Below are 12,895 nucleotides of genomic sequence, written 5' to 3'. Positions count from 1 at the left end.
TGCTGGTCAGACCCTCGGCTGCTGCTGGGTGATGCAGTGGATACCGCCACCCGCTGCGAAGATCGTACGGGCGTCCACGAGCGTCACGGTCCGTCCGGGGAACAGCCGGCGGAAGATCGCGGCCGCCTCCTCGTCCCGCGGGTCGTCGAAGGCGCACAGCACGATGCCGTCGTTGCACTGCAGGTGGTTGATGTACGAGTAGTCCACCAGCTCGCCGTCTTCCTCGATGACGGTGGGCGCGGGGATCTCCACGACCTCCAGCGGGCGGCCCTTGGCGTCGGTGGCGGCGCCCAGCAGCTTGACGATCTCGTTGCAGATGGCGTGGTCGGGGTGGTCCGGATCGGGCTGGGTGTGGACCATGACGACGCCGGGGCGGGCGAAGGCGGCGACGATGTCGACGTGACCGCGGGTACCGAACTGGCCGTAGTCGGCGGCGAGGCCGCGCGGCAGCCAGATCGCCTTGGTGGTGCCGAGGTGGGCGTGGATCTCCGCCTCGACCTCTTCCTTGGTGCGGTCGGGGTTGCGACCCGGGTCGAGCTGGACGGTCTCGGTGAGCAGGACCGTGCCCTCACCGTCGACGTGGATGCCGCCGCCCTCGTTGACCAGGGGGGTGGCGTAGCGGCGGGCCCCGGCCAGCGCGGCGACCTGCTCGGCGATCTTCTCGTCGAGGTCCCAGCGGGCCCACTCCTGGGCGCCCCAGCCGTTGAAGACCCAGTCGGTGGCGGCGAGGTTGCCCTTGCCGTCGGTGAGGAAGGTCGGGCCGATGTCGCGCATCCAGGCGTCGTTCAGCGGGCGTTCGACCAGCTCGATGCCGTCGCCGAGCAGCTCGCGGGCGCCGGCCAGCTGGCCCGGTCCGGCGACGACGGTCACCGGCTCGTACCGCCGCACCGCGCGGGCGACCGCGGCCCAGGCCCGGCGGGCCTCGGCCAGCGTCTCGCCGCCCTCCTCACCGAAGGTGAAGTTGGGGCCGGGCCAGGCCATCCAGGTGCGCTCGTGCGGTGCCCACTCCGGGGGCATGGCGAAGCCGTCGGCGGCGGGAGTGTTCATGTGGGGTCCTTGGGAGGGAGCCGGTGCGGTCAGCGGACACCGGTGTGGTCGGGAAAGCGGTGGGTCAGAGGAAGTACAGGCGCGACAGCGAGACGGTGTCGGCCGGCTCGGAGCGCATCGGGTCGCCGTCGAGGGTGACCAGTCCGCTGCGGGCGTCGACCTGGACCTGTCCGACCCGGGAGTTGTGGACGAGGCTTCCGGGGCCGATGCCGCGGGTGCCGCGGACCGCGACCCGCCGGCGGCGGGTGGGCATTCCGTCGTTGCCCTGCTCGACCGCGGCGCGCGCGACGAAGGCGACGGAGATCTCGGCGGGCGTCGCGCCGTGTGCCCCGAACTGCGGGCCCAGCACGAGGGGTTCGCAGGTGTCGGTGGCGGCGTTGGGGTCGCCGGTGACGCCGTAGGCCGGGAAGCCGGACTTCAGCACCAGCTGCGGCTTGGCGCCGAAGAACTGCGGCGTCCAGAGCACGATGTCGGCCATCTTGCCGACCTCGATCGACCCGATCTCGTGCGAGAGGCCGTGGGCGATGGCGGGGTTGATGGTGAGCTTGGCGATGTAGCGCAGCACCCGGGCGTTGTCGTCGTGCGGGCCGTCGCCCTCCATCGGGCCGAGCTCGGCCTTCATCTTGCCGGCCATGGCGAAGGTGCGGCGTACGGTCTCGCCGGCCCGGCCCATGCCCTGGGCGTCGGAGGAGGTGATGCCGATCGCGCCGAGGTCGTGCAGGACGTCCTCCGCGCCCATGGTCCCGGCGCGGATGCGGTCGCGGGCCATGGCGGCGTCGCCGGGAAGGTCGGTCTTCAGGTCGTGGACCGAGACGATCATGCCGTAGTGCTCGGCGACCGCGTCCCGCCCGAAGGGGAGGGTGGGGTTGGTCGAGGAGCCGATGACGTTGGGGACGCCGGCCATCTTCAGGACGTTGGGGACGTGCCCGCCGCCGCAGCCCTCGATGTGGAAGGCGTGGATGGTGCGGCCGTCCAGGACGCGCAGGGTGTCCTCGACGGTGAGGCATTCGTTCAGGCCGTCGCTGTGCAGGGCGACCTGCACGTCGTGGTCCTCGGCGACCCGCAGCGCGGTGTCCAGGGCGCGGGCGTGCGCGCCCATGTCCTCGTGCACCTTGAAGCCGCAGGCGCCGCCCTCGGCGAGCGCCTCGACCAGCGGGGCGTCGCCCGAGGAGGAACCGCGGCCGAGGAAGCCGATGTTGACCGGCCAGGCGTCGAAGGCGCTGAACGCATGGCCCAGCGCCCAGGGGGAGTTGACGCCGACGCCCCACACGGGGCCGAATTCCTGGCCGATGATCGTGGTCACGCCGGAGGCCAGCGAGGCCTCCATGACGCGCGGCGAGAGCAGGTGGACGTGGGTGTCCACGGCGCCGGCGGTGGCGATCATGCCTTCGCCGGAGACGATCGAGGTGCCGGTGCCGACGACGACGTCGACACCTTCGAGGGTGTCGGGGTTGCCGGCCCGGCCGATGGCGTGGATGCGGCCCTCGCGGATGCCGATGGACACCTTGCGGATGCCCTGAATCGCGTCGATGACCAGGACGTTGCTGATCACCACGTCGCAGGTCTCGCGGACCGCGGCGGCCTTGAGCAGCAGCCCGTCCCGGGCGGTCTTGCCGAAGCCGGCCAGGAACTCGTCACCGGGCTTCTGGGCGTCCGACTCGACCCGGACGACCAGGCCCGAGTCGCCGAGGACGACCCGGTCGCCGGCGCGCGGGCCGTGCACCGACGCGTACTCGTGGGGATCGATGCTCATGCCTGCTCCTCCGCTCCCAGGTAGCCACAGGCGACGGCCCGCCGCAGCGCTTCTTCCTTCGCGCCCGGTGCGTCCAGCGGGCCGTCGACGAGACCGGCGAAGCCGATCGCGATCCGGTCGCCGCCGATCGGCACCAGACCGACCTCCGAGGTGCCGCCGGGGTCGAACCGCACCGACGAGCCGGCCGGCACGCACAGCCGCATGCCGTACCCGGCCGCGCGGTCGAACTCCAGGCGGGGGTTGGCCTCGAAGAAGTGGAAGTGGGACGTGACGCTGATCGGCACTGCCGCGGTGTTGCGCACGGTCAGCACCACCGCGGGCGCCGGCTCCGGGTCGGCCGGGCCGGGGAGCACGGCGCCGGGCGCCGGGGCCGCTGTTTCGTCGCGCTCCCCCGCCGCGGCGCCGATCGGGTCGGTGACCACCGCGAGCCGGGAGCCGTCGTCGAAGACGGCCTCCACGTGCACCTCGGTGACCACGTCGGCCACGCCCGGGAGGACGTCGTCCGGGCCGAGCACGCTGCGTGCCGCCTCGATGGCTTGAGCGAGGCGGCGCCCGTCCCGCGCCGCCTCGCAGACTGTGTCCGCGATCAACGCGGTCGCCTCGGGCACATTCAGCTTCAGTCCGCGGGCCCGGCGCGTCCGCGCCAGCTCGGCCGCGCCGAACAGCAGCAGCCGGTCGCGTTCCGTCGGGGTCAACCGCATCCCGTCCCACCTTCCAGCTCGATTAGAGCATCACTCTAACCATGAAATTAGTCAACGTGAAAGCATTGACCTCTGGCACGGGCATGAGTCACATTGAGCGCTGTTCTAAATAAGCGGTGAATAGAACGCCGCTCTAAATGATCTCGCGGCGGTCCCGCAGCGCGATTCCTCGCTCACTCACGAGCACTGTCCACACACGGAGCACTGCAGGCGGAGCCCTGCTCACACACTGCTGTCCGGCCTCTCAGGGGAGCCCTCATGCCGATCGAACAACGCGGAGTCGACACCATCCCGGACGAGGAGCGCACCAGCGGTCCCCGGGACCTCATCTCGATCCTGCTCGGATCGAACCTCGCCCTCGGCGTGGTGATCTTCGGCTGGCTCCCGGTCTCGTTCGGCCTCGGCTTCTGGGGCTCGGTCAGCTCGCTGGCCGCCGGCACCCTGGTCGGCGCCGTGCTGACCGCGCCGCTCGCCCTGGTCTCACTGCGCAGTGCGACCAACCTCTCCACCAGCAGCGGCGCCCACTTCGGCGTGCGCGGCCGGCTGATCGGCTCGGTCATCGGCCTGCTGCTCTCGCTCGGCTACACCGCACTGACCCTCTGGGTGGGCGGCGACGCGATGGTCGGCTGTCTGCATCGCCTCCTGGGCCTGCCGGCCGACGGCGCGTCCTACGCCGTCGTCTACGCCGTCCTGGCGGGCTGTACCGCGGTCGGCGCGGTCTACGGCTACAAGGTCCTGCTGCGGATGAGCAAGGTGCTCTCCATCGGCCTGACGATCCTGCTCGTGGTCGGCGTCTTCGCCTACGCGCACCACTTCAGCACCGGCCCGGTGCGCGGTGTCCCGTACGCGCTCGGCGGCTACTGGCAGACCTGGCTGCTCTCCGCGGTCTCCGCCGGTCTGAGCGGCCCGATCGCCTTCATCACCCTGCTCGGCGACTACAGCCGCTACATCTCGCCGCGCCGCCACTCCTCGAAGAAGGTCTTCACCGCCACCTACCTCGGCCTGGTGGCCGGTCTGCTGGTGCCGCAGCTCTTCGGTACGTTCAGCGCGCTGGCGGTCGGCGCCGGCGACGACTACGCGGGCCCGCTGGTGGCCGGCGCCCCGGCCTGGTACCTGATCTTCCTGCTGCTCAACGCGTCCGCCGGCTCGGTGGGGAACTCCGGTCTGATGCTCTACAGCATGGGTCTGGACCTGGACGCCATCCTGCCGCGGGCGAGCCGCACCCAGGCCACGTACGTGGTCGCGGGCGTCTCGACCACGCTGGTCTACGCCGGCCACTTCCTGTGGGCGGCGCAGGACGCCATGACGTCCTTCGTGCTGCTGATGACGGCGATCGGCACGCCCTGGGCGGTCATCACGGTCATGGGCTTCGCGCGCTGCCGCGGCAACTACGACGCCGACTCGCTCCAGGTCTACAACCGTGGCACCCGCGGCGGCGTGTACTGGTACAAGGCCGGCTGGAACGTCCAGGCCACCGTCGCCTGGGCGCTTGGCTCGGCCGTCGGCCTGCTGGGCGTGGACACGCCGTTCTACCAGGGCCCGCTGCTGGTCCACACCGGCGGCATCGACATCAGCTTCCTGCTGGCCGCGGCCGTCGCCGGGCTCGCCTACCTGCTGCTCACCGCCCGCCAGCCCCGCCCGGTCCCCGCACTGCGCGGCCTCGCCACTCCCCCGCCGGCCGCCGCACCGGAGGCCCCCGCGGAGGTCGGCTGACCCCGCCCGGTACGGCCGAGGCCGCCCCCGACGGTTTCGTCGGGGGCGGCCTCGGCCGTGTCCGGGCGGGCGCCGGCCGTCGCCGGTCCCGCCGCCGGGGTCAGCCCAGGGGGTGCATCCAGCCGTGGGCGTCCTCGGCGACGCCTCGCTGGATGTCCAGCAGCGCCTCGCGCAGCTTCAGGGTGACCTTGCCGGGCTCGCCGTCGGACTGGGTCCACTCGGCGCCGTTCCGCTTGACCGTGCCGACCGGGGTGATCACCGCGGCCGTGCCGCAGGCGAAGACCTCGGTGAGGGTGCCGTTCGCCGTGTCGGCCTGCCACTGGTCGATGGAGACCCGGGCCTCCTCCGCCTCGAAGCCCAGGTCGCGGGCGACGGACAGCAGCGAGTCACGGGTGATCCCGGCGAGCAGCGAGCCGGTGAGCGTGGGGGTGATGATCTTGTCTCCGTAGACGAAGTACAGGTTCATCCCGCCGAGTTCCTCGACCCACTTGTGCTCCACGGCGTCGAGGTAGGCGACCTGGTCGCAGCCGTGCACCGCGGCCTCGGCCTGGGCCAGCAGCGACGCGGCGTAGTTGCCACCGGTCTTGGCGTCGCCCATGCCGCCGGGCACCGCGCGGACCCGGTCCTCGGAGAGCCAGATGGAGACCGGCTTGACGCCACCGGGGAAGTAGGCGCCGGCCGGCGAGGCGATGACGACGAAGAGGTACTCGTTGGCCGGCTTCACGCCCAGCCCGACCTCGGTCGCGATCATGAACGGGCGCAGGTAGAGCGACTCCTCGCCGCCGTGCGCCGGCACCCAGCCCTTGTCCTGCTGGACGAGCAGGTCACAGGCCTCGATGAAGGTCTCCACCGGCAGTTCCGGCATCGCCAGCCGGCGCGCCGACGCCTGGAAGCGGCGGGCGTTGGCGTCCGGGCGGAAGGTCGCGACGGAGCCGTCGGGCTGGCGGTACGCCTTGAGGCCCTCGAAGATCTCCTGCGCGTAGTGCAGGACGTTGGTCGCCGGGTCGAGGGAGAGCGGCCCGTACGGCACGAGCTGTCCGTCGTGCCAGCCGCGGCCCTCGGTCCACCTGATCGTCACCATGTGGTCGGTGAAATGGCGGCCGAAGCCCGGGGCGGCCAGGATCTGCTCCCGCTCCGCGTCGGACAGCGGGTGCGAGGAGGGCTTGAGCTCGATCGTGGGCGTCGTCATGTATGCGTGTCCTTCACTGCGTGGTCCGCGCCGGGCGGTTGGCGGTTGCCGCGTACGACGGGATCTTGGCGTACCGGTCGTTACTGGGACGTCCGACTTTCCCCGCGGACGGCGGCCCCTCTTCCGATTATCGCTCGGGGGTGTCCGCCGCCGTACGCGCGTCTGCGGTCTCCGGGTCCGATGGTCGCATCCCGCCCGGCGTTAGCACAGGGTCGACCGGCGGGAGGCGTGCGGCCGGGAATGCGGACAGCGCCGGAACCCCCTCGGGGCCCGGCGCTGTCGGTGCGTCTCTGTGTGCGCTGCGGGCCTCAGCCCGCTACTCGTGCGGCGAGCGCGTCGCCGATCTCGTCCGTGCTGCGGGCGGTGCCGTCCCGGGCCTCTAGGTCGGTCGCGACGGCCGTCTCGATGCGGGCGGCCTCGGCCTCGTAGCCGAGGTGGCGCAGCAGCAGCGCGACGGAGAGGATCGTGGCGGTCGGGTCGGCCTTGCCGGTGCCGGCGATGTCCGGCGCGGAGCCGTGCACCGGCTCGAACATCGAGGGGAACTCACCGGTCGGGTTGATGTTGCCGGAGGCGGCCAGGCCGATGCCGCCGGTCACGGCCGCGGCGAGGTCGGTGAGGATGTCGCCGAAGAGGTTGTCGGTGACGATCACGTCGAACCGCTCGGGCTGGGTGACGAAGAAGATCGTCGCCGCGTCGACGTGCAGGTAGTCGGTGGTGACCTCGGGGTACTCCTGGCCGACCTTGTCGAAGATGTTCTTCCACATGTGGCCGGCGTAGACCAGCACGTTGTTCTTGTGGACCAGCGTCAGCTTCTTGCGGGGGCGGGCGTTGGCCCGCTCGTACGCGTCCCGGACCACGCGCTCGACGCCGTAGGCGGTGTTGACGCTGACCTCGGTGGCGACCTCGGCGGGGGTGCCGGTGCGCAGGCTGCCGCCGTTGCCGGTGTACGGGCCCTCGGTGCCCTCGCGGACGACGACGAAGTCGATCTCGGGGCGGCCGGCCAGCGGGGTGGCGGTGTTCGGGAAGAGCTTCGACGGGCGCAGGTTGACGAAGTGGTCGAAGGCGAAGCGGAGCTTGAGCAGCAGCCCGCGCTCCAGCACGCCGGAGGGGACGGACGGGTCGCCGATCGCGCCGAGCAGGATCGCGTCGTGCTGCTTGAGCGCCTCCAGTTCCGCGTCCGGCAGGGTCTCGCCGGTGGCGTGCCAGCGCCGGGCCCCGAGGTCGTAGTCCTTGGTTTCCAGCTTGACGTCCTGCGGCAGGACGGCGGTCAGGACCTTGAGGCCCTGGGCCACGACTTCCTGGCCGATGCCGTCACCGGGGATCACTGCGAGGCGAATGCTGCGAGACATGGTTGGACCCTACTCTTCGTCCCATTGATTGACACGTAACGTCCGCCATGCGGACACGCCCGGAGACCACGTCCACGAGCGGCCCGACGCCTCACGGCGGCCGGGTGACGAAGAACGGGTGACGAAGAAGGCGCCGAAGAAGATGCCGGCCGGCATCCGCGCGGGGCGCCCGCGGCCCGGGCGCCTCCGTGGTCTCAACTAGTGACAGATCAGCCGGGCGGCGGAGCAGCGGATCCGCCACCAGCAGCGGCACGGTACCGAGGCCCGGGCCCCACCCTGTGCGCGGAACATCTCAGTGTCCGGTCGAGCCGCCGTTGTCCCGGCGGTCGAGGGCGCGTTGGAGGGCGGCCGCGGCGTTCCTGCGGTCGGCGTCGTTGGTCGTACGCGCGGAGTGGCGGGTCCTGCGGACAGCGGTCTCGGCCATGATTCACGTCTCCAATGCCAAAGCCCCGAGAACGGATGGGATACGTCGATCCAGAAGCGGGCCGGAAAGGGCGGGGGCCCCGGCGCAACAGGGGTCACCTGCGCACACGCACCGGGCCACATCCGCAGTCGCTCGATGGAGCGTTACGTTCGGCTCCTACAAAGCTAGGACAGCCGGGCCGTGATGTCTGCACAATTACTTGGGCTTCCTACTATCTGAGACGGATTCCCTCTGCACCGCCTCCGACGAGGCGCTCCACGCCGTTGAGCACCAGGTGCCGTACGGCGTGGACGAGCCAACGCCGACGGCCCGGCGCCCCCTTGTGAGGGGTGCCGGGCCGCCGTCGTGCCCCGGGGCGGTCAGCCCATGTGCGGGTAGCGGTAGTCCGTCGGGGGGACCAGGGTTTCCTTGATGGAGCGGGTGGAGGTCCAGCGCATCAGGTTCTGCTTGGCGCCGGCCTTGTCGTTGGTGCCGGAGGCCCGGCCGCCGCCGAAGGGCTGCTGGCCGACGACGGCGCCGGTGGGCTTGTCGTTGATGTAGAAGTTGCCCGCGGCGAAGCGGAGCTTCTCGCAGGTGGCGGCGGCCGCGGCACGGTCCTGGGCGATGACGCAGCCGGTCAGGCCGTACGCCGAGGCGGACTCCATCTGGGTGAGCATCTCGTCGTAGTCCGCGTCGTCGTAGACGAAGACGCCGAGGATCGGGCCGAAGTACTCGTCCTTGAAGATCTCGTTGTCCGGGTCGGTGGAGACCAGGACCGTCGGACGGACGAAGTAGCCCTCGCTGTCGTCGTACGTGCCGCCGGCCACGACCTCGATGGTCGGGTCGGCCTTGGCGCGGTCGATCGCCGCCTTGTTCTTGGCGAAGGACCGCTCGTCGATGACGGCACCGATGAAGTTCGACAGGTCGGTGACGTCACCCATGGCGAGCGACTCGACCTCGGCGGCGAACTCCTCCTTGAAGCCGGCGTTCCAGAGGGAGGCCGGGACGTACGCGCGGGAGGCCGCGGAACACTTCTGGCCCTGGAACTCGAAGGCGCCACGGGTCATGGCGGTCTTCAGCACGGCGCGGTCGGCCGAGGGGTGGGCGACGATGAAGTCCTTGCCGCCGGTCTCGCCGACCAGACGCGGGTACGTCTTGTAGTTCTCGATGTTCGCGCCGACCGTCTTCCACAGGTACTGGAAGGTCTTGGTCGACCCGGTGAAGTGGATGCCCGCGAGGTCCGGGTGGGCCAGCGCGACCTCGGAGACGTCCTTGCCGTCACCGGTGACCAGGTTGATCACGCCCTTGGGCAGCCCGGCCTCCTCCAGCAGCTCCATCAGCAGCACGGCCGCGAAGGTCTGGGTCGGCGAGGGCTTCCAGACGACCACGTTGCCCATGAGGGCGGGGGCGGTCGGGAGGTTGCCGGCGATCGCGGTGAAGTTGAACGGCGTGATCGCGTAGACGAAGCCTTCGAGCGGGCGGTGGTCGGAGCGGTTCCAGACGCCCGGGGAGTTCGCCGGGGGCTGCTCGGCGAGGATCTGGCGCGCGAAGTGCACGTTGAAGCGCCAGAAGTCGATCAGCTCGCAGGGGGTGTCGATCTCGGCCTGCTGGACGGTCTTGGACTGGCCGAGCATGGTGGCGGCGGCCAGCGTCTCGCGCCAGGGACCCGAGAGCAGCTCGGCGGCCCTGAGGATGATCGCGGCACGGTCGTCGAAGGACATCGCGCGCCAGGCGGGGGCGGCGGCCAGCGCGGCGTCCACCGCGTCCTGGGCGTCCTTGACCGTGGCGTTGCCGTACGTGCCGAGCCGGGCTCCGTGGTTGTGCGGCTGGACGACGTCGAAACGCTCGCCGCCGCCCATCCGGCGCTCGCCGCCGATGGTCATCGGCAGCTCCCGCGGGTTGCCGGCCAGCTCCTTGAGCTTGGCCTCCAGACGGGAACGCTCGGCGCTGCCGGGGGCATAGGTGTGGACCGGCTCGTTCACCGGTACGGGGACCTGGGTCACAGCGTCCATGGCGGCCGTTTCTCCTTCGGTGGTCGGTTCGTACGTACGTAAAGGGGGGCCAGGGGTTCAGCCCCGGGTCGCCGTCATCCCCGGGTCGCGAGCGACCGCAGGAAGAACGCCAGGTTCGCGGGGCGCTCGGCGAGCCGGCGCATGAAGTATCCGTACCAATCGGTGCCGTACGGGATGTACACCCGCATACGGTTCCCCTCGGCCACCAGCCGGCGCTGCTCCGCCTCGCGGATGCCGTACAGCATCTGGAATTCGTAGTCCGCCGGCTTACGGCCGTTGCGGTGCGCCAGCTCCTGGGCGATGGCCACCATCCGCGGGTCGTGCGACCCGATCATGGGGTAGCCCCGGCCGGCCATGAGGATCTTCAAGCAGCGCACATAGGCCCGGTCGACCTCCCGCTTGTCCTGGAAGGCGACGGTCGCGGGCTCCTTGTACGCGCCCTTGACCAGTCGCACCCGGGAGCCTTCCCCGGCGAGCGCCCGGCAGTCGTCCTCGGTGCGGAAGAGGTAGGACTGCAGCACCGCGCCCGTCTGGGGGAACCGCGCGCGCAGCTCGGCGAGGATCGCCAGGGTCGAGTCGACCGTGGTGTGGTCCTCCATGTCGAGGGTGACGGTCGTCCCGGCCTCGGCGGCCGCCTCGACCACCGGAGTGACGTTCTGCAGGGCCAGTTCGTGGCCGCCCGGCAGCGCCTGGCCGAAGGCGGACAGCTTCACCGACATCTCGGCCTTCACGCCGAGCCCGTGCTCCTTGAGGGCCTCGGCCAGCCGGAGGTAGGCGTCGCGGTTGCGCAGCGCCTCCGCCGGGTCCGTGATGTCCTCGCCGAGGTGGTCGAGCGTGACCTCCAGTCCGCGCGCGGCCAGATTTCGGACCGCGGCCATGGCCTCGTCCAGACGCTCGCCGGCGACGAACCGTTCCACCACGGGGCGGGTGACCGGAGCGGCCGCGACGACGCGCCGGATGCTGTCGCTGCGCGCTGCGGCGAGGAGCACGGGACCCAGCATGGGGCACCTCCACATTCAGGGTGACAAGGACCGGGCGGCGCCGTGCAGGGCGGACGCGTCGGCAAGATTGAGCCACCTGAAATTTAAGGATCGCGCCACTTCGCGGCCATCGACAGCTGTCACGCCTTCGTGGCCGGGATCTCAGACAGATGTATGAGAATGGGAGCGGGGACGACCACTGCGACAGGAGAGGGGCCGAACGGCGGATGCGGGGCGACTACCAGCAGCTCGTGGACGAGATCTCGGCGGCGCTCGGCGCACCGGCGACGCTGGAGGACCGGGACTTCGGGCTGATCGCCTTCGGCGCGCACGAGGGCGAGGACGACGAGGTCATGGACCCGGTGCGGACCCGGTCGATCCTGCAGCGCCGCTCCTCGGCCGCGGTCCGGGCCTGGTTCGAGGCGTTCGGGATCGCCCGGGCCACGACGCCGCTGCGGATCCCGCCGGACCCGGCCGCCGGCGTCTTCCGCGGCCGGATCTGTCTCCCCGTACGCCACCGGGGCGTGGTGCACGGCTACGTCTGGCTGCTGGACGACGGGCACCTCACCGACCTGGCCCTGGGCGGCCACGGCACCCCGCCCGACCCGCGGATCGCCCAGGCGATGGAGACCGCCGCCCGGATCGGCGCCCTGCTGGCCGAGGAGGCCCGCGCCGGGTCCGAACTCGGCGACCTGCTACGGGAGTTGCTGACCGGCCCGGCCACCGGCCGGCCTGCCGCAGCGACCGCGCTGCGCGACGCGCTCCGCGACACCCTGCGCTTCACCCCCGGCCTGCCGCTCACCCTGGTCGCGGTGACACCCTGGGACACCTCGGACACCGACGCGGCCCCGCTGCCGAGCCTGCCGGGCCTGCTCGCGGCGTGCGCGCTGCGCTCCCCCGGCGGTCCGGCGGGCGCGCCGGGCCCGCCCACGCTGGCGGCGCTGGTCCGGCTGCGGGCCACGGGCGGGTCGGCCCCCGCCCGTACGGTGGCGGAACACCTGCTGCGCTCCCCGCGGGCGGGGAGCGCCCCTGCCACCGCGGCTCCGGCCGGGCCCGGACGGTCCGGGACCGACCGGCGCGCCGCCCCGCCCCGGCCGGGCGCGGCCGGCCTCGGCAGCGCCACCCGGGAGCCGGCCGAACTCCCCACCTCCTGGCAGGAGGCCCTCGCCGCGGCCCGCGCGGCCCGCGCGGAACCCCGGCTGGGCCCGGTCGCCCAGTGGGACACCATCGGTTCGTACCGCATGCTGACCGCCCTGCCGGTCACCGATCCCGACCCCGCGATCGGCCCCCTGCTCACCCCCGCCCACGCCGAACTCGCCCGCACCACCGAGGTGTTCCTCGACTGCGCGGGCCAGGCAAGCCGAACGGCCCAGGTCCTGGGCATCCACCGCCAGACGCTCTACTACCGCCTCGGCCGCGTCGAGAAACTGACGGGCCTGGACCTGGACGACGGCGAACACCGCCTGCTCCTCCACATGGCCCTCAAGGCGGCGCGTCTGTAGTTCCGCCCCCGTAGCTGGCTGTCCCGCCGCGGGGCGCTGCGCTTTGTGCACCCCGTACGTACTTGGCCGTCCCGCCGCGGTTGTTGTTCGCCGTTGCGCTTTGCGGCGCCGCGTACGTTGCTGGCCGTCCCGCCGTGGGGCGTCTCACCGTTGCGCCTGCGGCGGGCTGGGTTTGTTGTGGGTGCGGTGACGGGCCTCCGGGGCCTTGTTCGTGGACTGCTGTCGCTTTACGTCCACGAACAAGGC

10 protein-coding genes are annotated in these 12,895 nt (G+C 71.7%); 2 read left to right on the top strand and 8 right to left on the bottom strand.

Annotated features, from left to right (window positions below; translation table 11 throughout):
- Positions 1–6: 6 nt before the first annotated feature.
- The 3 genes from IG62_RS0115590 to ureA all read right to left on the bottom strand — a co-directional run bounded on the left by IG62_RS0115590 (position 7) and on the right by ureA (position 3,501).
- Complete coding sequence (locus IG62_RS0115590) at positions 7–1,047, bottom strand: agmatine deiminase family protein (protein ID WP_030802332.1); 1,041 nt, start codon at positions 1,045–1,047, stop codon at positions 7–9.
- 64 nt (positions 1,048–1,111) lie between these two features.
- Positions 1,112–2,800: an urease subunit alpha gene (locus IG62_RS0115585; RefSeq protein WP_030802326.1), complete on the bottom strand. Its 1,689-nt coding sequence runs from the start codon at positions 2,798–2,800 to the stop codon at positions 1,112–1,114.
- Positions 2,797–3,501, bottom strand: coding sequence for an urease subunit gamma (gene ureA, locus IG62_RS0115580; protein ID WP_030802324.1), 705 nt, complete (start codon positions 3,499–3,501; stop codon positions 2,797–2,799). The genes IG62_RS0115585 and ureA overlap by 4 nt, the downstream gene beginning before the upstream one ends.
- Before the next feature lie 258 nt (positions 3,502–3,759).
- On the opposite strand from ureA, the gene IG62_RS0115575 reads away from it, so the two are divergent.
- Entirely contained in the window at positions 3,760–5,214 is a 1,455-nt protein-coding gene (locus IG62_RS0115575; protein WP_030802322.1) for a cytosine permease, read from the top strand.
- A gap of 100 nt (positions 5,215–5,314) precedes the next feature.
- On the opposite strand, the gene IG62_RS0115570 is transcribed toward IG62_RS0115575, so the two are convergent.
- From IG62_RS0115570 to IG62_RS0115550, 5 genes are all read right to left on the bottom strand, one after another.
- Positions 5,315–6,403, bottom strand: a complete 1,089-nt coding sequence (locus IG62_RS0115570) for a branched-chain amino acid aminotransferase (RefSeq protein ID WP_030802320.1) — start codon at positions 6,401–6,403, stop codon at positions 5,315–5,317.
- 308 nt (positions 6,404–6,711) lie between these two features.
- The gene (locus IG62_RS0115565) at positions 6,712–7,752 is read right to left on the bottom strand and encodes a 3-isopropylmalate dehydrogenase (RefSeq protein ID WP_030802318.1); all 1,041 of its coding nucleotides are present in this window, start codon (positions 7,750–7,752) and stop codon (positions 6,712–6,714) included.
- Positions 7,753–8,044: 292 nt separating this feature from the next.
- A complete protein-coding gene (locus tag IG62_RS49540) occupies positions 8,045–8,176 on the bottom strand; it encodes a hypothetical protein (protein ID WP_261955507.1) in 132 nt (43 codons plus the stop codon).
- Between the two features lie 359 nt (positions 8,177–8,535).
- Complete coding sequence (pruA, locus tag IG62_RS0115555) at positions 8,536–10,167, bottom strand: L-glutamate gamma-semialdehyde dehydrogenase (protein WP_030802316.1); 1,632 nt, start codon at positions 10,165–10,167, stop codon at positions 8,536–8,538.
- Positions 10,168–10,241: 74 nt separating this feature from the next.
- On the bottom strand, positions 10,242–11,168 hold the full coding sequence (locus IG62_RS0115550; RefSeq protein ID WP_030802314.1) for a proline dehydrogenase family protein: 927 nt from the start codon (positions 11,166–11,168) through the stop codon (positions 10,242–10,244).
- A 206-nt stretch (positions 11,169–11,374) separates the two neighbouring features.
- Here IG62_RS0115550 and IG62_RS0115545 point away from each other — a divergent pair, with 206 nt between their 5' ends.
- The gene (locus tag IG62_RS0115545; protein WP_030802312.1) at positions 11,375–12,649 is read left to right on the top strand and encodes a PucR family transcriptional regulator; all 1,275 of its coding nucleotides are present in this window, start codon (positions 11,375–11,377) and stop codon (positions 12,647–12,649) included.
- Positions 12,650–12,895 lie beyond the last annotated feature (246 nt).

The organism is Streptomyces sp. NRRL S-337, from assembly GCF_000720175.1.
Classification (GTDB): domain Bacteria; phylum Actinomycetota; class Actinomycetes; order Streptomycetales; family Streptomycetaceae; genus Streptomyces; species Streptomyces siderophoricus.
This window is presented reverse-complemented; position numbering and strand designations above follow the sequence as displayed.

Excerpts from the sequence above, each read along its gene's own strand:
- IG62_RS0115590 (WP_030802332.1), bottom strand. The coding sequence starts at position 1,047 with ATGAACACTCCCGCCGCCGACGGCTTCGCCATGCCCCCGGAGTGGGCA.
- IG62_RS0115585 (WP_030802326.1), bottom strand. The coding sequence starts at position 2,800 with ATGAGCATCGATCCCCACGAGTACGCGTCGGTGCACGGCCCGCGCGCC.
- ureA (WP_030802324.1), bottom strand. The coding sequence starts at position 3,501 with ATGCGGTTGACCCCGACGGAACGCGACCGGCTGCTGCTGTTCGGCGCG.
- IG62_RS0115575 (WP_030802322.1), top strand. The coding sequence starts at position 3,760 with ATGCCGATCGAACAACGCGGAGTCGACACCATCCCGGACGAGGAGCGC.
- IG62_RS0115570 (WP_030802320.1), bottom strand. The coding sequence starts at position 6,403 with ATGACGACGCCCACGATCGAGCTCAAGCCCTCCTCGCACCCGCTGTCC.
- IG62_RS0115565 (WP_030802318.1), bottom strand. The coding sequence starts at position 7,752 with ATGTCTCGCAGCATTCGCCTCGCAGTGATCCCCGGTGACGGCATCGGC.
- IG62_RS49540 (WP_261955507.1), bottom strand. The coding sequence starts at position 8,176 with ATGGCCGAGACCGCTGTCCGCAGGACCCGCCACTCCGCGCGTACGACC.
- pruA (WP_030802316.1), bottom strand. The coding sequence starts at position 10,167 with ATGGACGCTGTGACCCAGGTCCCCGTACCGGTGAACGAGCCGGTCCAC.
- IG62_RS0115550 (WP_030802314.1), bottom strand. The coding sequence starts at position 11,168 with ATGCTGGGTCCCGTGCTCCTCGCCGCAGCGCGCAGCGACAGCATCCGG.
- IG62_RS0115545 (WP_030802312.1), top strand. The coding sequence starts at position 11,375 with ATGCGGGGCGACTACCAGCAGCTCGTGGACGAGATCTCGGCGGCGCTC.